Origin of the sequence: Streptomyces griseus, from assembly GCF_900460065.1 — a bacterium.
GTDB classification, from domain to species: domain Bacteria; phylum Actinomycetota; class Actinomycetes; order Streptomycetales; family Streptomycetaceae; genus Streptomyces; species Streptomyces griseus.
Genome location: NZ_UAVD01000052.1, coordinates 14,263 through 34,041, shown reverse-complemented (window position 1 = coordinate 34,041; position 19,779 = coordinate 14,263). Strand labels below are relative to the sequence as shown.

The 19,779-nt window shown below is 68.7% G+C and carries 20 protein-coding genes and 2 pseudogenes; 12 read left to right on the top strand and 10 right to left on the bottom strand.

The window, feature by feature from the left end:
- Nucleotides 1-41: 41 nt before the first annotated feature.
- On the top strand, nt 42-203 hold the full coding sequence (locus DTB53_RS38145; protein ID WP_012377454.1) for an RICIN domain-containing protein: 162 nt from the start codon (nt 42-44) through the stop codon (nt 201-203).
- Nucleotides 200-346 carry a hypothetical protein gene (locus tag DTB53_RS38140; RefSeq protein ID WP_012377453.1) on the top strand — a complete coding sequence of 49 codons (147 nt, stop codon included), beginning with the start codon at nt 200-202 and terminating at the stop codon, nt 344-346. The genes DTB53_RS38145 and DTB53_RS38140 overlap by 4 nt, the downstream gene beginning before the upstream one ends.
- A 175-nt stretch (nt 347-521) precedes the next feature.
- Here DTB53_RS38140 and kilB read toward each other — a convergent pair whose 3' ends face one another.
- Together kilB and DTB53_RS32210 are read right to left on the bottom strand one after the other, a co-directional pair.
- The gene (kilB, locus tag DTB53_RS38160) at nt 522-821 is read right to left on the bottom strand and encodes a plasmid transfer protein KilB (RefSeq protein ID WP_494402648.1); all 300 of its coding nucleotides are present in this window, start codon (nt 819-821) and stop codon (nt 522-524) included.
- A 160-nt stretch (nt 822-981) separates the two neighbouring features.
- Complete coding sequence (locus DTB53_RS32210; protein WP_012377452.1) at nt 982-1,410, bottom strand: peptidoglycan-binding domain-containing protein; 429 nt, start codon at nt 1,408-1,410, stop codon at nt 982-984.
- Nucleotides 1,411-2,437: 1,027 nt separating this feature from the next.
- Between DTB53_RS32210 and DTB53_RS32205 the strand changes: the two genes are divergently transcribed.
- From DTB53_RS32205 to DTB53_RS32195, 3 genes are all read left to right on the top strand, one after another.
- Nucleotides 2,438-3,013: a hypothetical protein gene (locus DTB53_RS32205; RefSeq protein WP_141727140.1), complete on the top strand. Its 576-nt coding sequence runs from the start codon at nt 2,438-2,440 to the stop codon at nt 3,011-3,013.
- A 9-nt stretch (nt 3,014-3,022) separates the two neighbouring features.
- Nucleotides 3,023-3,898, top strand: a complete 876-nt coding sequence (locus DTB53_RS32200; RefSeq protein WP_012377449.1) for a DciA family protein — start codon at nt 3,023-3,025, stop codon at nt 3,896-3,898.
- Nucleotides 3,899-4,086: 188 nt separating this feature from the next.
- Nucleotides 4,087-4,854 carry a DUF5131 family protein gene (locus tag DTB53_RS32195; RefSeq protein WP_012377448.1) on the top strand — a complete coding sequence of 256 codons (768 nt, stop codon included), beginning with the start codon at nt 4,087-4,089 and terminating at the stop codon, nt 4,852-4,854.
- A gap of 78 nt (nt 4,855-4,932) precedes the next feature.
- On the opposite strand, the gene DTB53_RS37665 is transcribed toward DTB53_RS32195, so the two are convergent.
- The 4 genes and pseudogenes from DTB53_RS37665 to DTB53_RS32175 form a co-directional block, all read right to left on the bottom strand.
- Nucleotides 4,933-6,006, bottom strand: a complete 1,074-nt coding sequence (locus tag DTB53_RS37665; protein ID WP_042495184.1) for a three-Cys-motif partner protein TcmP — start codon at nt 6,004-6,006, stop codon at nt 4,933-4,935.
- Between the two features lie 127 nt (nt 6,007-6,133).
- A pseudogene (locus tag DTB53_RS37660) lies at nt 6,134-6,568 on the bottom strand (ALF repeat-containing protein); the annotation flags it as partial.
- A gap of 316 nt (nt 6,569-6,884) precedes the next feature.
- On the bottom strand, nt 6,885-7,136 hold the full coding sequence (locus DTB53_RS32180) for a hypothetical protein (RefSeq protein WP_012377445.1): 252 nt from the start codon (nt 7,134-7,136) through the stop codon (nt 6,885-6,887).
- Between the two features lie 107 nt (nt 7,137-7,243).
- Complete coding sequence (locus tag DTB53_RS32175; RefSeq protein ID WP_012377444.1) at nt 7,244-7,837, bottom strand: isochorismatase family protein; 594 nt, start codon at nt 7,835-7,837, stop codon at nt 7,244-7,246.
- A 194-nt stretch (nt 7,838-8,031) separates the two neighbouring features.
- Between DTB53_RS32175 and DTB53_RS32165 the strand changes: the two genes are divergently transcribed.
- Nucleotides 8,032-9,236, top strand: a protein-coding gene (locus DTB53_RS32165) for an IS3 family transposase (protein WP_106431653.1) whose coding sequence is annotated in 2 segments (ribosomal slippage) — nt 8,032-8,323 and nt 8,323-9,236 — 1,206 coding nt in all. Because the reading frame shifts where the segments join, the coding sequence is not laid out codon by codon here.
- 375 nt (nt 9,237-9,611) lie between these two features.
- Nucleotides 9,612-10,949 (top strand): NsdA family TPR-like regulatory protein, encoded by a 1,338-nt coding sequence (locus tag DTB53_RS32155; RefSeq protein WP_042497937.1) that lies wholly within the window; start codon nt 9,612-9,614, stop codon nt 10,947-10,949.
- Nucleotides 10,950-11,297: 348 nt separating this feature from the next.
- On the opposite strand, the gene DTB53_RS37655 is transcribed toward DTB53_RS32155, so the two are convergent.
- Complete coding sequence (locus tag DTB53_RS37655) at nt 11,298-11,435, bottom strand: hypothetical protein (protein WP_236586297.1); 138 nt, start codon at nt 11,433-11,435, stop codon at nt 11,298-11,300.
- A gap of 38 nt (nt 11,436-11,473) precedes the next feature.
- Entirely contained in the window at nt 11,474-12,223 is a 750-nt protein-coding gene (locus DTB53_RS32145) for an IS5-like element ISSgr2 family transposase (protein ID WP_012377440.1), read from the bottom strand.
- Between the two features lie 164 nt (nt 12,224-12,387).
- Between DTB53_RS32145 and DTB53_RS32135 the strand changes: the two genes are divergently transcribed.
- Together DTB53_RS32135 and DTB53_RS32130 are read left to right on the top strand one after the other, a co-directional pair.
- Nucleotides 12,388-13,176 carry a hypothetical protein gene (locus DTB53_RS32135; protein WP_012377439.1) on the top strand — a complete coding sequence of 263 codons (789 nt, stop codon included), beginning with the start codon at nt 12,388-12,390 and terminating at the stop codon, nt 13,174-13,176.
- Nucleotides 13,177-13,412: 236 nt separating this feature from the next.
- Nucleotides 13,413-14,281, top strand: a protein-coding gene (locus DTB53_RS32130) for an IS5 family transposase (protein ID WP_106431652.1) whose coding sequence is annotated in 2 segments (ribosomal slippage) — nt 13,413-13,752 and nt 13,752-14,281 — 870 coding nt in all. Because the reading frame shifts where the segments join, the coding sequence is not laid out codon by codon here.
- 419 nt (nt 14,282-14,700) lie between these two features.
- On the opposite strand, the pseudogene DTB53_RS32120 reads toward DTB53_RS32130, so the two are convergent.
- Nucleotides 14,701-15,184: pseudogene (locus DTB53_RS32120) on the bottom strand (transposase family protein); the annotation flags it as partial.
- Between the two features lie 18 nt (nt 15,185-15,202).
- Nucleotides 15,203-15,844, bottom strand: a complete 642-nt coding sequence (locus tag DTB53_RS37650) for a hypothetical protein (RefSeq protein WP_236586450.1) — start codon at nt 15,842-15,844, stop codon at nt 15,203-15,205.
- A 640-nt stretch (nt 15,845-16,484) separates the two neighbouring features.
- Between DTB53_RS37650 and DTB53_RS32110 the strand changes: the two genes are divergently transcribed.
- From DTB53_RS32110 to DTB53_RS32100, 3 genes are all read left to right on the top strand, one after another.
- Nucleotides 16,485-16,748 (top strand): helix-turn-helix transcriptional regulator, encoded by a 264-nt coding sequence (locus tag DTB53_RS32110; protein ID WP_012377433.1) that lies wholly within the window; start codon nt 16,485-16,487, stop codon nt 16,746-16,748.
- A 157-nt stretch (nt 16,749-16,905) separates the two neighbouring features.
- The gene (locus DTB53_RS32105) at nt 16,906-17,769 is read left to right on the top strand and encodes a DUF6083 domain-containing protein (protein ID WP_075025239.1); all 864 of its coding nucleotides are present in this window, start codon (nt 16,906-16,908) and stop codon (nt 17,767-17,769) included.
- A gap of 82 nt (nt 17,770-17,851) precedes the next feature.
- On the top strand, nt 17,852-19,321 hold the full coding sequence (locus tag DTB53_RS32100; protein ID WP_012377431.1) for a UvrD-helicase domain-containing protein: 1,470 nt from the start codon (nt 17,852-17,854) through the stop codon (nt 19,319-19,321).
- Nucleotides 19,322-19,779 lie beyond the last annotated feature (458 nt).

The window sequence follows — 19,779 nt, the reverse complement described above, 5'->3', positions numbered from 1 at the left end:
ACCTGGCCTCCCCCAGGGCTCGCCAGCGGTGGCGGCTGATCGTGTCGGGCCAGGACGAGGGCGAGGCCCTGTACCTGCGCAGCGGCAAGGCCCTGGAGGTCGTCGCAGGAGGCACCGTGGACGGGGCGGTGGTCGCCCAGCGTGCCTACGAAGGCAGCGACGCCGACCACCAGCACTGGAGCGGATCCCTGTCGGCCCGGTGACCGACACCCCGCGGGTCTACGAGATCGCGAACCGCAACAGCGGGCTCCTCCTGCGCGCCGACACCAACGCCCCCACGGTGATCAAGCAGTACAGAGCGCAGGACGACCACCGCGACCGCCAGTGGCAACTGCTCCCTGTGTGAACGCACGGAGAACCCAGAACCCTGACCACTCATGAGATACCGGTTCGCCCCGGCACAGCGCTCCGCCGTGCCGGGGCGAAACCACGTCGCCACCACAACCGCCTCTCCCGCGCCGCTGGAGCCCGCCGGGCCCCGGCGGGCGGCTGCGCGGCGAGCGCGGACCCGGCGGCGGTGGTCAGGTCGTCAGCGGCCCGGAGCGCCCGTTCCCGCGCCTCCTGGAGCGCCGCCGTGCTTGTCGGCCACCCGCATGCCGTACGCGCCCTGCACAGCACGCGGCGCCGCTTCGGCCAGCTCGGGCCAGCAGCAGACGCACTCGAAGGAGCAGACCGGTCACCGCAGACCGGGTTACGTGGCGTTCCGCGCGAGCCGCGCTCCAGTCCCCGCCGGCCAACCGGACTTCCTTCCTCACGGCCATCGCCCGACGGTGATCCGCCAGCGCAGCCGATAACCCGGCTACCGCATCCAGGCCCGCCATACCGCGCCGTTTCGTAGGGCCAGGCCCCAGAGGGTTCCTACTGCGTCCGGTGCGCGGTGGGGGCGGGACGCACAGGAGCCCCGGGAGGCTGTGACGGCTGCGGGGGCTCCTGTGGAGTCGGTCGTGGCCCCCCGATGGTGACTAGAGGACCGGATGGGGATTAATCGCGCACGCGCAGCTTGCGCCAGGTGTTCGCCCCGACGATGCCGTCATAGTCGAGGCCCCTGTTTTTCTGGAACGCCACGACTGCGGTACGGGTTGCGGGGCCGAAGTCGCCGTCGACCGCCCCCACGCCGAAGCCCTTGAATATGAGGAGGCACTGGATCTCCCTGACCCGGTCTCCGGTGTCTCCCTGAGCGACGTTGATGTTCCACGCCCAGCTGTAATTCGCGGTCCATCCCTTGTAGTTCGTCGATACCCGATAGATGACGTTGCACGAAGCCGCGGAGACGGACGTCGAGTTCTGCCCCGTCTCCGCCGAGGCGACTGCCGTGCCGGGTCCCGCCAGCACGCTTCCCAGTGCGAGGGCGGAGCAGACAGCCGCTCCGGTGATCGTGCTGCGGAAACGCGCCGATGACCGCATGCTCATGAACTCTCCTTGGTAGGTGCACTTCGTTGCGCATCAGACCGGGGCAGGCCGATGTGGCGACACACTGGCACGACAAGAACCTCACCAGCAGAAGCATCGCCCTGTTCCGGACAGACCGGAACTGTCCGGCGGCCGCCTTGACCGGCCACGAACCGGGATTCCATACGGGAATACGCCAACAAACGACAGGCGTTTCTTTCCTCCCCGGGACTGCGATACAGCGAGAGGACCATGGACTCAATCTCTCTGGTCCCTGCCGACTCGTACGCCTGCGCCACAGCTGGATCCATGGATCAAAAACAAGGAAACTTTCGGAAAACCTCAACACCGGAACGGCGAACACGGCACGCTCAGAACCCCCAAAGTGCATGTAGCCCGCGACCCATCGGATGCGTAGAAGATGACAGAAGAAGCTCAGCGGGCCGAAAAATCTTGATCGTCCTCAAGGACAGCAGCTGCCTAATTGGCCCAGAGCAACCGCCCCAGCCCGACCCTGAAATTTCGAGTGCGGTCCCCCCGATCCGACAGCTCCCCCTCCGGAACGTCCGTGCTCCCAGCACTTGCCGGGACCGGGCTCTCACCCCTCCGGTGCCGCCCCACGGAACGAGGACTCGCGGGACAGCCCCCAGATCCCCCATAGCTTGGACGACCCCAGAAGGCCCCGGACTCCTCTGGGCTGCCCGGCCCTGTCGGTGGTCCGGTGCGGGTGAATGCCTCGCCCGGGGTCGACCTGCTGCTCGCGATCGGCGCGGACCCGAGCTGCTGCTCACCGGGCGCACGCTCCGGGACCAGGGCCTCATGGTGACCGGGCTCCTGGACGCGGGCCGGCCGGTGCCGGTGCTCCTGGAGGTGATCGCCCGCCCGCTGCCTGACCCGCTCTTGGCGTGCCTGCGCAGGTTGGTTGAGTACTGCTCAGTTTCAGCGGTCCCCGGTATGCGAGACCCCTGATGCACGGCCCGAGGGTAAGACAGAAACCCAATCCCTACACAGAGACCGCATCGTGATGCACGCCGATGCCGGATGGACCGTGACCGACGTCCGGGCCTGGCTCCACATGCGCGGCGAAGTGGCCAGGGTCCGCCGGGGATCGGGCCTGCTCGCCGTGCTGCTGGCCGGTGCCGCGACCGTCCTCGACACCCCGGGGAAGCGCGCGGATGCGATCGAGCAGTGGCGCAGGGCCCAGGAAACCGCGCGCCGTCACCGCATCGAGCAGGTCCGCGACCGTACCGAGCGGTACGACGGGGGCTGGGCCATGCCGACCAGCTACTGCCTCCAGCAGGACGTCGCGGCGGCGTTCGCGAAGGTCAGGGAGGTCGCGACCGGCGGCCGCGCAGCCCTGACCAACCACCAGGACTCGGGCCCGGACACAGAGAGCCTGCCCATCGGGCCCGGGGTGCAGGGCCTCCAGGACGACGAGATCGTCCTGGCCCGCAACGATGCCCGCCAGCGCTTGATGATGGGCGACACCTCGCTGATCACCGTGGCGGTCGACACTCTGGGCCGCGAGGAAGCCGAACACCTCTACGGCCCCGCCCTGGTCCGCCGCGGCATGCAACTCGCCTGCGGGGCCCGCAGCTCGCTGATGACGTACGGACGCCGGTAGGAGGCCGACATGACCAACGTGGACACCCCCACCAGCCAGCCCGAGGACACCGCTCCGGAACTGTCCGGCGCCGACCTCGCCCGCATCGCCCTGCACCAGGCCCGCGAAGCCGCCAAGAAGCGCGGAGCCAGCGAGAGCCGAGCCCCGCGCCGCCACCGGACCCGCACCGTCCGGCCCAGCGGACGCGAGCCGTCAGGGTTCGCCGCCGTACTCCAGACCCTGATGACCGACCGCGCCTGGGAACTCCCGGCGGCCAGCGGAACCGTCCTGGACCGCTGGCCCGACATCGCCGCCACCATTACCCCCCACCTGGCCGACCGCGTCCAGGCCCTCGCCTTCCACGCCGAAACCGGACAGCTGGACCTGCTCCCCGAATCACCGGCCTACGCCACTCAGCTCCGACTGATCAGCGCCCGCATCATCACCGCCGCCAACGAGACCACCGGCACCGGCACCGTGCGCACCATCCGCGTCCTGCCCCCCGGAACGGCACCTGCGGACCGATCTCCCCTGCCCGCGTCGCCCGTTCCCGCCCCGGTCGCGCCGGGGGCACCGGTGAAGACCCGGGAGACGGCCGCCGACGGCTACCACCAGGCCCTCACCGCCCACCGCACCACCTGGAACACCACCCGGCAGCACACCAACCCGAAGGTCCAGGCGGCCGCCCAACGGCAACTCCGTGACCGGATCCGGGAATCCGAGGAGCGCTTTGCCGAGGGCCGCCGGGCACTCGAAGAGCTCCAGACCAAAGCCGCCGCCCAGCAGCAGGTCGGATCCAGCGATGCGGCCCGAGCGCGTGCCCTGCAACGCCTCGCGGCCGAACGGGCCGGGCTGCCCACGATCACCCCGGTGGCCGCGCCTGAGCGGCTGGACCGTACGGCGTGATCGACGGAATTTCACACACCCACTGGTTTTCAAACGGAGGTTCGAATGATGGGGTTACGGCGTAGCCCGAAGGGCGGTCGGATACCGGCATATCCACCCCGGTACTCCGGCGGGAACGGCATCGTTAGGCAGCACACCGGGGTCTCCCGTCATCGGGATGCCGCGGAGACCGGAGTGGGAGGGGCGCGGTGAGCGACCGCAGTTCGATCGAGTGGACCGAAGCGACATGGAACCCGACCACGGGATGCGACCGAGTGTCGGCGGGGTGTGACAACTGCTACGCCCTGACCCTGTCGAAGCGGCTGAAGGCGATGGGGTCGCCGAAGTACCAGAACGACGGTGATCCCCGGACGTCCGGCCCGGGGTTCGGCCTGACGGTGCATCCGCAGGCGCTGACCGTCCCGTTGAGGTGGCGCGCCCCGCGCACGGTCTTTGTCAACTCCATGAGTGATCTCTTCCACGCCCGAGTCCCGCTGGACTACGTGCGCCGGGTCTTCGAGGTGATGGCCTCCACTCCGCAGCACACGTACCAGGTGCTGACCAAGCGGGCCCGGCGGGTGCGGCAGCTCGCCGACCGGCTGGAGTGGCCCGAGAACCTGTGGATGGGCGTGTCGGTGGAGAGCGTCAAGGAGCTGCCACGGGTGGAGGACCTGCGGCAGGTTCCCGCCGCGGTGAAGTTCCTGTCGTGCGAGCCGCTGATCGGGCCGCTCCCCGGGTTGGAGGTGTCCGGGATCGACTGGGTGATCGTCGGTGGCGAGTCTGGCACCGGCGCCCGTTCCACGGACCTCCAATGGGCCAGCGACATCGTCGAGACATGCCAGGCGTCGGGCACCTCGGTGTTCGTCAAGCAGCTGGGATCGGGCTGGAACAAGGCGCTCCACAAGGACATCGACCAGTTCCCCGCAGCCCTGCGGGTGCGGGAGTACCCCCGGGCGAGGCACGGGGCTCCCGCCTGACGTCAAAGGCCGCCTGCACAGCGGGCCCGGCCCCGTATGCTCCGGGGCCGGGCCCGCTGTACGACTGCGGGCGACGGGTCAGGACCTCACGGGAGCCGGCAGACCCACCACACTCTTGTTGGTCAGCTTCCCGGCCGACTGGACGACCAGGGACCCGTCCTGGCGCATCACCCGGGCCGCCTTGAGGGCGTGGGTGGACATCCAGCGGCTGGTCTCGGTCAGCAGCCACCGGCCCACCGCTTCCACCGTGACGTCACCGCGCTCCAGGCGCTGGGTGACGAGTTCCACGAGCTCGGGGTCGAGGGTCTCCTCCATCTGGAACAGGTCGATCTGTCCGGCGACCGCGCCGCCGCGGTTGCGTGGGTCCCGGAAGCTCTCACCGTCGCGGTCGTCGACCTTCCACATCGCGTCCTTCATCGCCCGCAGGCCAGCATCGCTTCCGGTGCCGAAGACCAGGTAGAGCGGCTGCCCGGTACGCGGCACGAGCTGGAACTGCAGTTGGTAGCCGAACCCGGCCCGTTTCAGGGCGTTGCGGTAGGTACCCAGCCAAGCTCGCCAGCGTTCGTCAGACCGAGCTTCGTCGGCGGCCGGCATCCAGAAGCCGCGGCCGCCGAAGACGGTGTCGAGGAGGTCCGCGTTCAGCTCCTCGCGGCGGCTGAACCAGTTCGGCCCGAAGGTCGTGATCACCTCACTGGACCGATTGCGGGCGATCCGTGCCATCACCTTCAGCGGCACGTTCACGCTGCCCCAGCTGTCGAAGATTCCCAGGATCGGGTTGCCCCACGCGCCCAGCTCGGTCAGGACCGGCAGGCTGTCCTTCCCGGCCTCCCCACGGCGTACTTCAACCCGCACCGGCAGATCCTCCAGCGGGCCGAACACCGCGACCAGCTCGGACACCAGGTGCTCGTGTCGCGCCGGATCCCGCTCGATGAACACCAGATGCACCCGGCTCCGGCTCAGATTCATCCGCTCGACCGCGTGATGGTTCAGCAGCCGGTCCAGGATGAACACAGGCGAGCCGGGTTCCCCGGCCTCGTACCGTCCGGGGCCGGCGAACGCGTCCAGCAGGGTCACTCGCGGGAAGGCGAAGCCCGTTCGCTGCGAGGTCTGCAGCAGGATCGGCCACCACGCATCCAGGTACCGCTGATACAGCCTGTGCTTGGCCGCTGTCGCCGGCGAGAGCGGTTGTAGCAGCTGCGACTACCTCCGGCCCTCCGGTGTTGGTCAGGCGTGCGGCGGTAACCCTTTCGTCGGTGATGTGTTCGCCGTACTGCCCGATTTTCAGGAACTTGGCGAGGGCCAGGGCGGATCCGTTGCGGAGCGCGGCCTTGGCCGCCTCGGCAACGCCTGGTCCGCCTGTGCTGGTCAGCCGGGCGACGTCGACCTTCATGTCGTCGATGCCGGCCTCGTACTGGCCGTCGGTGTAGAAGGCTTCGATCTGTGCCGGCGTGCCGCTGAGGACTTCTGTTGCTACGGTGCGAACCGAGGTGTAGGGGCTCTGTGCCGGCGTGCCGCTGAGGACTTCTGTTGCTACGGTGCGAACCGAGGTGTAGGGGCTCTGTGTGCTCAGCTCGACGACTCGCTGGCGGATATCGTTGTGGTTGGCTTCCTTCCAGCGCGTGCGGAGGTAGTCCAGGACATCCTGGTCGGTTCCAGAGAGCGCGCGGGCGGCTGCCTCCTGGTGCCAGGGCCCGAGAAGTTTCAGGGCCTTCATGAGGAGGACCATGTACTCGATTTCCTGCTCGGTGGTGGTGGAGTAGTCGATGCGGCCGGTGCGGTGGCCGGGCTCCCAGTGCAGGTAGACGGCCAGGCCCCGGCAGTCGAGATGGCGGCACCGGTTGGGGGTTCTGGTGCCGGCCGGGACGACGATCGCGGTGCCGCCGTCGGGCCGGCTCTCTGCGCCCCGATGATGATGCTGTCGTTCTCCGTGGTCACTACGGAGATGGGGTGGCGTAGACGTTTCTCAAGCACGGCGACCGGGTTCCCGAGCGGGTCAGTACGGCGTGGTGCGGTGTTCCTGCGTGCTTGGTTCAAATTTCTCGGGACATTTTGGTCACCGCGTTCTTCAGGACTTGGGCGGCCATCTCTTCCGTCGGCAGTGGCTGTCCGGAGAGGCTGTGGACCATGATCCAGGTGCCGTCGTCCATGGCACCCGCGAAGACGGATGCGCCCCTGGTCGCGCCGTCGTGCCAGCGCAGTCGGCCCGCCGTCTGCCATGAGGGCGCAGGTTCGCCGAGACGTCGTTCGACGAGCAGCCTGGTCAGGGAGGCCGGCGTTATCACGCGGGGTGGCCCACAGGCCTCCGGCGGGCAGGATCGCTCCGTTCATGGTCCAGGGGCGTAAGCGCCACCCCAGGAAGCCGCGTCCGGACAGCTCCGCGCGCCTTCTCCTACTGCGGTGCGGGTGTGTCGCCGGAGACGGCGATGCCTGCCCTGCGGAAGTCCTCGAGGGTCGACGCCGTCGTGTGGGGGGCTACGCCGACGGAGTAGTCCAGGAGGACGCGGGCGCGGAATCCGGCGTTGGCTGCGTCCAGCGCGGTCGCTCGCACGCAGTGGTCGGTGGCGATGCCGACGACGTCGAGGTCCTCCACTCCTCGGGCGTGCAGCCAGTCCGCCAGGGGTGTGCCGTGTTCGTCGGCGCCTTCGAAGCCGCTCTTGGAGGCGCTGTGGGCTCCCTTGAAGAAGACGGCGTCGACCTTGCCGCTGTCGGCGGTCGGGGCGAAGTTGGGGTGGAAGTCGCTTCCCTCGTCTCCCGCCACGCAGTGGACGGGGAAGCTGTCCTTGTAGTCGGGGGTCTCGGAGAAGTGGCTTCCCGGGTCGATGTGGTGGTCCCGGGTCGCGACGACGTACTGGTAGTCGGTGCCCGCGGTCTGCTCCACCAGCCCGGCGATCTGGGTGGCGATCCGTGCGCCGCCGGCGACGGGGACGCTGCCTCCTTCGCAGAAGTCGTTCTGCACGTCCACGACGATCAGGCCTCGGCTCATCACACACCCTTCAGTACGACGGATCACAAGAGAGAGGGGAGACGCGTTCCGGGGTGCCGCGGCCGCGGCAGGCGTTGGCACCCCGGAAGGGGGGCAGTGCTACGGGGCAGGGGTGTAGCGGACGATGGGGGCCTTGACCCCGGATGTTGAACACACGAGACACTGGATCCTGAGGATCTGAGAACGGACATCTCGTGGTCATGAAGAACTACCCGCCACAGTTCAAGGCGGACGCGGTCGCGCTGTACGAGTCGCGGCCCGACGCGACGATCAGGTCGGTCGCAGCCGATCTGGGCATCAACCCGGAGACCCTGCGGAACTGGGTGAGGGCAGCCGGGGTGAGCCGTCCCCGGGGACGTCGGACGGGGGAACCCTCGCAGCCGCCGGCCCCGCTGGAAGCCGAGAACGCCGCCCTGCGGAAGAAGGTCCGCGGGCTGGAGGAGGAACGCGAGATTCTTCGGAAAGCGGCGAAGTATTTCGCCGGGGAGACGCGCTGGTGAACCGCTTCCAGTGTGTCGCCGATCTCCAGCGCCGTCACGGCGTGAAGCGGCTCTGCAGCATCCTCGGCGTCAGCCGCTCGAGCTTCTACTACTGGCGCCGGACGGCTGCCGACCGGGCCACCCGGCAGGTGGCCGACGCCCGCCTGGCCGCCCGGATACGGGCGGTGCACCAGGAATCGGACGGCACCTACAGAGCCCCGAGGATCACCGCCGAACTCCGCGAGGAGAACGGTGAGGCGGTCAACCACAAGCGAGTCGCCAGGATCATGCGAGCCTCCGGAATCGAGGGAGTCCGGTTGCGTCGTCGGCACCGCACCACCGTCCCCGGCCCGGCCGCCGCCAAGGCCCCGGACCTGATCGGCCGCGACTTCACCGCGGACAAGCCGAACACGAAGTACGTCGGCCACATCACCTACCTGCCCATCGAGGGCGGGAAGTTCTGCTACCTGGCGACCGTCATCGACCTCGCTTCGCGGCGGCTCGCCGGCTGGGCGATCGCCGACCACATGCGCACGGACCTGGTGACCGACGCCCTGGCCGCAGCGGTCCGCACCCGCGGCAGCCTCGCCGGATCGATCATGCACACCGACCACGGAGCCCAGTACACGAGCAGGATTTTCGCCGAAGCCTGCAGGTCAGCAGGGGTCCGGCAAAGCATGAGCGCGGTCGGGTCCAGCGCGGACAACGCACTCGCCGAGTCCTTCAACGCGACCTTCAAACGCGAGACCCTGCAAAGACGAAAGACCTGGCCAACCGAGCGCGAAGCCCGACTCGACGCCTTCCGATGGCTCCACCGCTACAACACCCGACGCCGACACTCCCGCCTCGGACAACGATCACCGATCGCCTTCGAGAACACCTTCCACCACACACCAACTACGCTGGCCCCAGCCGCATAACCCGTGTTCAGGATTCGGGGTCAAGGCCCCACTCCTCGTCGCCCGGGGCTGAACGGTCCGGACTCGGATGGGCCCGTGGGTCTGCGCGGAACCGCAGGTGTTCGGCCAGACACTCTTTCAGGGCGCCGGGCCAGGTCATGTCGACGGTGCCTTGGCCCGCGCCGTCCTCGCTGACGGAGGCCGACATGAGCACCCCTTGGCGACGCCCTCGACCGCCTCCGGGTCCTCGGTTCGTACCCGCGGGCATCCGTCCGGACTGATTTCCGAGAAGTTCTGTGATGCTCACCCAAATTCCCGGGAAGTCGTATGTTCCGGGACCACTGCGCCGTCCTGAACACCCCCAGGGACAGGAGCTGTCTTTCGGAAGGAGAGGTCGTGCCTCGCACACCCAACGAGAATCTGCGCGTCCTCGTGCGACGCAGCGGCTGGAGCTATTCACAACTGGCCAGAGCGGTACGGCTGGTGGCGGCCGAGCACGAGAGACCTGTTCTGTGCGACCACACCTCGGTGACGCGGTGGATCGCCGGGACTCAGCCCCGCCCCCCCGCGTCCACGTTCCTCATCGAAGCACTCTCGCGGAAACTGGGCCGCCGGATCACGGCCCAGCAGGCCGGACTCACCCGTGCCCCCGAGACCTCGCTCATCCTGTCCTGGCAGGACGACCCACTGTTCCGCCTCGGTCTGCTCGTCGAGTTCGAACTCGACCCGGCCCGCGTCCACCTGCTCGAAGCTGGGACGTACCGCCCCAGCGCCCTATCGCCTCCCGATCCCTGGGGGCCGCTCGGCTCAACGGTGACAGCCCCGGCCCCGGCGACCGGTCGCATCGGCGGCGCGGAGGCTGACCAACTCCGCTCCATGACACAGATGTTCGGCGCTAGTATCGCCCAGCACGGCGGCCAGGCGATGCGGGCGGCACTCGCCGCGTACCTGGCACACACCGTCACTCCCTGGCTGCATGGCCCCGCCTCGGACAGTACTCACCGTGAAGTGCTGTCTTACGGGGCCCAGTTGACGCTCCTACTTGCCGACGCCTGCATCGACGCGGACGGTCACGTCGCAACCCAGCACTACCAGCAGCTGGCCGCCCGCCTCGCCGCCGACGCGGGCGACCACGCGACCGTGGCCATAGCCCTGCGGGCGATGGCCACACACGCCTCCAGCCTGGGCCACCGGGGTCCCGCCGTCCTGCACCTCACCCAGCGGGCCGTTGAGCACGCCCGCCACGCCCCGCCCGCCGTCCGCAGCTACGCGTACGCTCATCTCGCGGTCGTCCAGGCCCACCACAACCGTCGCGCCGCACTGGACGCGCTCGCCAGCGCTGAACGAATCCATCCTGAAAGGGCCGACACCCCTCCTGGCCCCTTCACCAGCTACCCGAAGGGTGCTCTGCACTACCAACGGGCACAGACGCTCGACGCGCTAAAGGACACACCTGGTGCGTTGCGCGCCCTGAATGCCTCGCTCCACGCTCGGACACCTGGCGAACACCGCGCGGCACTACTCACCCACGCACGCCTCGCCGAGATGCTTCTTCGCCACGGCCATCTCGAGCGGGCCCTGGCACAGTGGTACATCTTCGTCGACGAGTACCCCACTCTCCGGTCCCCCCGTACACACCGCCTGCTGGCAGTCATGCAGGGGCAATTGCGCCACCATATTCGACACGCGGGAGCGCGGGTCCTCCTCGCACGCGCCGAGACGCTCCTGCGCTGAGGTGGATGCCGACGGACCGGAAGGGAAGGGGTCGCCCCCCTCCCCGGCCCGGACCACCGGGCCGGGGGGAAGGAAGGCCATCGTGTAATCTAAGGGATCTTGCATGATCGATAGCATGCGCGAGTCGGGGTTTTTGATTCGGCGACACCACGGCCTTCGCGACCAGGTACCACCTTTAGGCTCAAGGCGCCCGTTGAACGCGCCGAAGGCCACGGCGGCCGGCACCCGGATCCTCTTTGGGGAAGGGCCGGAAAATGTCACCTCCCGACCAGCGGGAAGGACGGCTTTGAGGGAAGCCCCCTATTTCAGGGACGGTGACCCCTCCGTCGACGAACTGGGCGTGCCCGCTTACGTAGGAGGCCACCGCGGTGGCGCGAGGAAGATCGTGGCGCCAGCGATCTCGTCCGTGGTGGCCCACCGTCCCAGCGGGACGTGGCTGGTGAGCCAGTCAGAAAGCGCGTCCGACCCGGTAGCGAGGGCGGTCATGTCCGTGCGGGTCCAGCCCGGACAGACAGTGAGCTTCTTCAGCGTTGCCGCTCCAGTGTGAGGACTGCCTTGGCGATTGACGTCATGCGGTCGGGGCTGCATCGGGACCTGCGGAAGATCCGCCAGGACTTCAGCCTTGCGACGCCGCGTTCGACGGGTGCTCGTGCTGCGGCCAGTGCCTGATTGAGGGTCTTTTCGGTGGGGGTGAGTTCCTGCAGGGGCCTGCGTTTGATGCCGGTGGTCAGCCACGGGCCGGCGCCCTGGTAGGCGAGATCGGCCAGGATCGGGACGCCCTGGCGCTCGCAGATCCGGATGATCCGGTGGGTGCGGGCGGCGGTCAGGTCGTGGGTGCGGCCCGGCAGGGCGGGCGAGAGCCACAGCAGCCGGCCGCCGGGGTCGGTGACGACCTGCACGTTCACTCCGTGGCGCCGGTGTTTGTGGGAGTAGTCGGCCCGGCCGTCGCCGACCCGGTCGCATTCGGCGAGGGTGCCGTCGAGCAGGACGAAGTCGGGTTCGTGCTCGCGCAGCGTCTTGAGCAGGCCCGGTGCTCGTTCGGCGAGCAGGTCGACGACCGTGCTGGTGTAGGCGTGGGCGGTGGACTCGCTGATCCCGAACCCGGCGGCGATCTTCGCGAGCGTGGTGTGTTCGCGCAGGTACACCAGTGCCACCATCGCGCGCTGGGACGGGCGGAGCTTGCAGCGCCGGTCGCCCTCACGGGTGATGATCAATATGGTGACCCACTCCACGAGTGCATGCGGCAGGTCGAGTGCGGCAGGATGGATGACCAACGAGGCCCCCGAGCAGTGTTGTCGAGACGTCAGACATCTCGATCAACAGCCCGGGGGCCTCGTCCGTTGCGCCCCACGGCCCATCACCCGATCGGTGGCCAACTCGAAGAAGCTCACTGAACCAGGCCCCGGAAGACCCGGCCGCACAGGACACGGCCCGGTCCGTGGTGCAGGAGGAGATCGAGGCGGACCCGCAACTGCGGCGTCAGCTGCAACTGCAGCTGACCGCACCGGGAACGAACGCCACGGGCAGCCTGTTGATCACCGACAGCCAGGTGTCACGCAGCACCATCGCTCTTGGCCCGCTGACCATCAACAACACCCGGAGCGGGCGGGCCGTCATCGCCCTGGTGGCTGCTCTGCTGCTGGCCCTGGTCGTGCTGGCCGTGTACGGGGGCACACGGCTGATCATGGTCGACGACTCCCCCAAGTCGTCGCAGGACTACAGCGCCCGCCATGCCGTGCGAACCCTGGACGTCAGTGAGGTCAAACGGGTCGTTCCGGACCTGACGAGCATGCCCTCCGGATGGGAGAGATCCGGTTCCCTCGAGGCGGGCAAGGACGAGGAAACCGGGTGCTCAGGGGCTCAGGAGCGCTTCAGCACGAACAACTGGAACGACGGCAGCACGAGGACGGTCTGGGCCGAATTCACGGTCCAGTCCTGCCCCAGTGCGGCACTGACCGCGAAGGGTTTCGAGGAGACCCGGTCGGGCGTCGCCAACAACAACAAGGCGAGCGAGATCTCCCTCCCGGAGCTCGGTGACCAGCGCGCCGCGATCACCCACTACAACGCCGACCTCGACGAGACAACAGCTGTCGCCCTGGTACGCGTCGGCACCGTCCTCGTCGAGCTGGAATACGACCCGGTGCCCGACGACCCGGGCTGGTCTAGGGAGTTCGGACAGTTGGCCTCGATGGTCGCCGCCCGCGCCCAACAGGTCCAGAACGCCTGACCCGCGGCCTCGTTCCACACCGCGGGTTGATGCCACCGAGGGAGCGCGCTGCCACTGAGCGCAGGGGCAGCGCCGCGCCGCTGGACGGGCTTTCTCGGTGGATACCGCAGTCGATCCGGTCACCCGTCAAGCGACGAGAAACGTGGCTGGGCGCTCCCCGGACTCTAACTGATCGTTTCAGAATGAGTTGAGCTGCGGGTCTTGCGCTTGCCGATCTTGGTCGGCAGGGTGTCCAGGTGCGTGCTGATCTTGTTCCTGACGACCTGTGGGAGCGGGTGGCCCCGCTGCTGCCGCCACCTCCCGAACGGCGCCGCCGGCATCCCGGGCGGCTTCGCGTTCCGGACCGGGCGGCTCTCGCGGGCATCATGTACGTCCTGCGGACCGGCGTCGCCTGGCGGGATGTCCCGGCGGAGACGGTGGGCTGCTCCGGTGTGACGGCCTGGCGCCGGCTGCGGGACCGGACCGAGGCCGGTGTCTGGCCCCGCCTGCACGCCGCCCTGCTGACCGAACTGCGCCGCGCCGACTTGCTGGACCTGGATGACTGCTCCGTGGACGGATCACATGTCCGGGCCCTCAAAGGGGGGATCACGTCGGCCCCTCGCCCGTCGACCGCGCCCGCCCCGGTTCCAAGCACCACCTGATCGTCGACCGGCACGGAACCCCGCTCGCCGTCACCCTCACCGGCGGCAACCGGCACGACGTCACCCAGCTCCTGCCGCTGCTCGACGCCGTCCCGCCGATCCGGGGCAGGCGGGGACGTCCACGCCGCAAGCCCCGGCGCCTGTATGCCGACCGGGGCTACGACTTCGACAAGTACCGCCGCCTGCTGTGGAAACGCGGCATCAAACCCCTGATCGCCCGACGCGGCGTCGCCCACGGCTCCGGACTGGGCAAGGTGCGGTGGGTCGTCGAGCGCACCTTCGCCTGGCTGCACCAGTTCAAACGACTCCGCACCCGCTACGAACGACGCGCCGACCTCCACCAGGGACTGCTCGACCTGGCCTGCAGCCTCATATGCCTACGCCGACTCCCACGGACGGCCAATCGCTCAGTCAGTAGCGGAGGCGAGCTTCAGCCCCATAGATACGCACCATGCAGTCCTTGAAGAGCTGCAACGGAGTCTGCTGACCGTCAACCGGAGCCAGTGTGAGCCCCAAATCCTGCAACGGCTTGGCCAGGGCGACGAACCTGAGCCCATCCGGGTCCGGGCCCCTGTAGGTCGCCAATGCCTCAAACGACGGCCTCACGCTCTCCCAGCCAGGTCCCGGGGTGAAGCGCGCCAGGAAGAACGGCTGATCACAGCCGTACTCACTGAGCTCACCGACCAGGACGTCTCCCTGCAAGAGCTGCCACCGCGTCATCTGGTGTCCCCGTCCCCCACCACCCAGTCGAATTCGCATCATCGCAGCGCATAACTCTCTGGCCAAGCGCTTCATTCTGAAACGATCAGTAAAGCGTGTTGCAGATGTCCGGTGCTGGGCAGGTGGAGCCTGGTTCTGGTGTCGTGTGGATCATGCGGCCAGGGGCGTGGTTGTGGAGTGTGGCGACGGCTTGGACGGCGTGGTGGAGGCCGTCTCCTTTCTGGCGGCAGCCGCGGAGGATTTTCCAGTTCTTTATGCGGGCGGAGGTGTGCTCGACGCGGGTGCCGGACGCATCGGTGTTCGGCGTTGTCCTCCTCCTGGCCGCGCAGGAGTGGGCGTCTGGCTCTTCTGCGGTGCGGGACGATCAGTCCGGTTCCCAGGTGTGCGCCGTCCGCGATGACCGTGGTCCCGGCCGCGATGGCGGGCAGGTCCGATTCTCGCCAGGTGTGGGCGTCGGCCTCGTTCCCGGGGACGGGGCGGGCTGAGGCGATCACCAGGCGGCCGTCCGCATCGATGATGGCCTGCACATTCGCCGAGAACCGGTAGTTGCGCGAGGACGCGGCGACCGTACGGTCACGGACCGGGATGAGGGCCCCGTCAACGATCCATAACCGCTCGACATCCGCGACAGGCCGCGGCGCCGGCTGAGCGGAAGATTGTGGGAATTACTCTGCGCCAGGGTCTTCAGCCTGGCCGGTATGTGAGGTCACACGGTCAGACTCAAGGCTTGAGCGGTTTCCGGTGAGGTGGTTGTGCCGGTCGAGCTCCCAGTGCAGGTCTTCGGGGACAGCGCCGTGTGCCCAGGAGCGCAGGAAGTGCGTGGCGGCAAGTGTGTCGAGCAAGGGGATGAGCTCTTGAGGCGGGAGGCCGCACATGCGCGCGAGGACTTCCTGTTCAGCAGATGCTGGCGCGCCGGGCTCGTCCGGGAGGTGCGCGGCCAGTGCCAGTGCCAGCAGACGGGGGGATGTGCCGAGTTGGCGGATTTCGCTCATCTGGCAGGTGCGCAGAATCCAGTTGGCCGCGCGGGCGCGGTCTGCGCGAGTCGGCGCTTGCATCCGCACAGCGGTGTCCAAGAGTTCCACGGAGAAGCCTGCGCGCTGCGTCGGTCGGGTGGGGGAGCGCAGCCAGCCGGCGGCTTCCAGTTCGGTGAACGCAGACGGCTCCGAGGGAAGCCGCATACCGCGGATCAAGCCGGCAGGGATGGTCACGTCCCCGGCGACGGTGGAACGCAGGGCGCACTGGAGGGCCAGCAGGCGAGCAGTTGCACTGGTCCGGGCGGGAAGAGCAGCGGCCAGATAGCTGAGCATCTCCCGCACGCGCACCTGCTCCGAGGGTCCGTGCGGCGTCCTCCCGCGCCGCCTTTGCCGGATTCGTTTCACCGACTCTGCCGGAGAAGCCGTAGCGAGGACTGTGTCGGGTACGACCGCGGCGTGGGCAGTCGCTGCCGCGCAGGCGGCGCAGGTGTCGGCGAGCCGCCAGAGCCGGCCGCCGCGTTCGCGGGTGAGGACGAGCAGGACGGGTCCGGAGCAGCCGCGGTGGCGTGGGTGCCAACGGCAGCCGTGTGAGTGGCACTGGCAGGTCCGAAGGTGCCGGGGCAGGAAGTCGTGGCGGGCGTGGCCGGCCAGGTGGGTTAGTGCCTGGGACGGCGCGGTCCGCACGGACGGAGCGGAGGGCGAGCACTGCAGGCAGTGCAGCATGCTCCCTCCGTGGTCAGGGCGCAGCTCCACGGTCCAGATGCGTCGCACCAGCGGCGTCGTGCAGAGCCTCATCTGATTGGTCTTTCTCCTGGTCCTGGGCGAGATTGATCTGCCGGTGCTGTGGGGCGGGGGAGTGGGCGGCAGCACACCGTAGTGCAGACCTCTGCCCCGTGCGGGAGTGCGGCGACCTGCGGAAATAGGGCAGAGGTCTGCACTGACAGGGCAGGGGTCTGCACCTTCGGATGGTGGGGTGACGATCTTCCCGCCCGACCCGAACCTCACCGCCCTCCGACTGGAGCTGGCACGGCTGAGGAGCGAACACGGCTGGACCTACGACGAGCTTGCCCACCGAACCGGCCTGGCCAGGCGCACCCTCATCGAAATCGAGCAAGGCCGCACCATCGGCTCACTCAAGACCTGGCACGCCATCGCCCACGCCCTCGACGTCCCCGTCGACCACCTCTTCGCCCGCCTCTGCGAAGGCCACGAACCACCGGCCGAACCCGCCCCCTGACCACCCCGGGGCCGCAGCCTGGAGATCACCCGAACCAGTCACCGAAAGGAACCTCTGCGCGATAGGCCGCGCAGAGGTTCGACGCGGTTGAGCCATCCGCAGGACACCCCGGCACGTTCATCGCAGTACCGGCGTGTCACCTGCCACCTTCACCGCCATGTGCTCCGCCAACGCCTCATCCCCTCGCCGGTGGGACGGCACCCCTGCCCGCTCCCCACGCTCACGGTCCCTGCGCGTCGCCCCCGACAGCCCCACCCGTCTCGTCCGCAGCGCGCAGCCCGGCCACTGCCCTGACTGTGGCAACCGCATCGACTGGCACCCCCGCACAGACGGCGACGACCGAGCCGTGGGACTCCACCCCCAAGAACTTCCCGCCGCTGCTGTCCCTGCCGTCAGCCGCTGGCACGTCAGCTCCGGCATCGCCCACCCCGCCCACGACGGCACCCCGTGGTGCCGCATCCCGCACACCGCCCTGTGCCCCGCACGCAGCGCTCCCGCAGCCCTCACGCCACAACTGGCCGCGCTGCGCCGCCACCTCGCCCTGCATACTCGCCGCCTGATCAACAATGACGTCCTCACCACACCGGCCGCCCCACCATCCGAACGAACCGAGTCCTGCAGGCCCGCCCGGCCGGTCGCTCACCTTCTAGGCGTCTGCTACATCGCCGGCCACCCGATCGACGTCATCCAGTGCGTCGCCCAGACCCGGCAACGGCACCGCTGTACCCGCCCCGTCCTCGACGACCAAGCCCCGCACGGCACCTGGACCCTGTTCCCCACCGCCCTCCCCAGCAACCGACCCCTTTCGCTCCCTACGGACAGGATGGCCGTCTACGACCTGACTCACCTGGCCTTTGCCGAGCAGCTGCGGTGGCGTCACCAGCACTGCCCCGGCCACGCCGCCTCCTCAGCCGCTGATCTCGCCCGCACTGAGTGGGAACCCTTCGACCCGCGGCTCCACCACCAGCACATCCACCAACGCCTCCCTCACGGCGCACGCAAGCAGAACCACGGGGCATAACCCCAGCCCGCCACACGCCTCGGCAACGCCCGCCCACCCCACCAGCTCCTGGCGCACCCGCCCCAACCCACGGAGACCCCCGGTGCCTGCCCCCACCGACGAACAGACCGCCGCCGCCGACCGCTTCCACGCCGGCGACCACCTCGCCCTCCAAGCAGGAGCAGGCACCGGCAAGACCAGCACCCTCGCGCTCCTCGCGCACAGCACCAGACGCCGCGGCCGCTACATCGCCTACAACAAAGCCATCGCCCAGGAAGCCGCCACCCGGTTCCCCTCCACCGTCACCTGCAAAACGGCGCACGCCCTCGCCTACGCCGCCGTCGGCCACCGCTACCGCACCCGCCTCAACAGCCCCCGCCAGCCCAGCTGGAAAACCGGCCACCACCTCGGCATCACCAAGACCCTCCGCATCGGCGACCGAGACCTCTCACCCCGCGCACTCTCCTACGCGACCCTGCGCACCCTCACCCGCTTCTGCCACTCCGCGGACCCCGCCCTCACCGACCACCACGTCCCCCGCCTGCGCAACCTCGAAGACGCCGGCCACCACCGCGAACTCACCGCACTGGTCATGCCCTTCGCCCGCACAGCATGGGCCGACCTCCAAAACCCCGACGCAGGCGCCGTCCGTTTCGACCATGACCACTACCTCAAGATCTGGGCGCTGACCGAACCGGCGATTCCCGCAGACTTTTTTCTCCTCGACGAAGCCCAGGACACCAACCCCGTCGTCGAACAGGTCTTCAACGCCCAGCGCAACCATGCCCAGCTCGTCATGGTCGGCGACTCGGCCCAGGCCATCTACCAGTGGCGCGGCGCCCGCGACGTCATGACAGCCTTCCGCGGCACCGGGCTCACTCTGTCCCGGTCCTTCCGCTTCGGCCCCGACCTCGCCGCCGAGGCCAACCGCTGGCTCTCCATCGCCACCGCGCCCCTGCGCCTCGCGGGCACCGACACGATCCCCACCACCCTCGGCCCCGTCGACCAGCCAGACGCCATCCTGTGCCGCACCAACGTGGGTGCCATGCGCGAAGTCATGCAGCTCCTGGACACAGGCCATCGCGTCGCCCTGACCGGGGGAGGGGAATCCCTGCAAGCACTCACCCGCGCTGCGGACGATCTCCGTGCCGGCCGACGCACCTTCCACCCCGAACTGCTTCTCTTCTCCACCTGGGGTGACCTGCAGGACTACGCTGCGAACGATCCCGCTGGGCGAGATCTCCAGCCGCTCGTCGACCTCGTCGATACTCACGGAACCGAAGCCATCCTCAACGCCGTGCACCGTCTCGACCCCGAGAGCACAGCGGACGTCACCGTCTCGACTGCCCACAAGTCCAAGGGGCGGGAATGGGCAAGCGTCAAAATTGCCGACGACTTCACCCCGCCCCGCGACACCGACAAGAAGGACGATCACGGGCGGCCTATCCCTGGTCGTGTCGACGAGGCGGAAGCGCGTCTTGCCTACGTCGCTGTCACCCGCGCCCGCCACCGGCTCGACCTGGGCGGCCTGTCATGGATCAACGACCATCCTGACGGAACGCCTCCGGCATAACCCTTTCCCTGGGCCGAGGTGTTACCAGATGCTGTGTTCGAGCTCTTCCAGTGCGAGGGTCCACTGCGAGGCATCATCCGCCCAGCGGGCCGAGAGTTCTTCGGGACCCATGTCGCTGTCCTGGTCGACCAAGGTGGCGGATCGCCATTTGTCTCGTTGGGGGTTGAGCCCGCAGGCCAGGGCCTTGCGGTGGGTCTCGTGCCCACCTGTTCCCGGCGCCCACGGTCGGCGAAGGGCGGAGTGCCCGCCACTGCGGTTCAACCATGTGTCTGACCTGCGGCGCAGTCGGTTGCTGAGAACTCGACGAGACTGCCTGACGGGCGGTGCGACAGGACACCGGTCGCTTCACGCTGACGTCCGGCGGCCTGTCTGGGCCCCTGGGGCCGTCGCGTTCGGCCACGGACTCAACCGCCGCTTCCTCGCTGGTAAAGGAAGCGTTGAGCCCTGTGCGCGAGCTG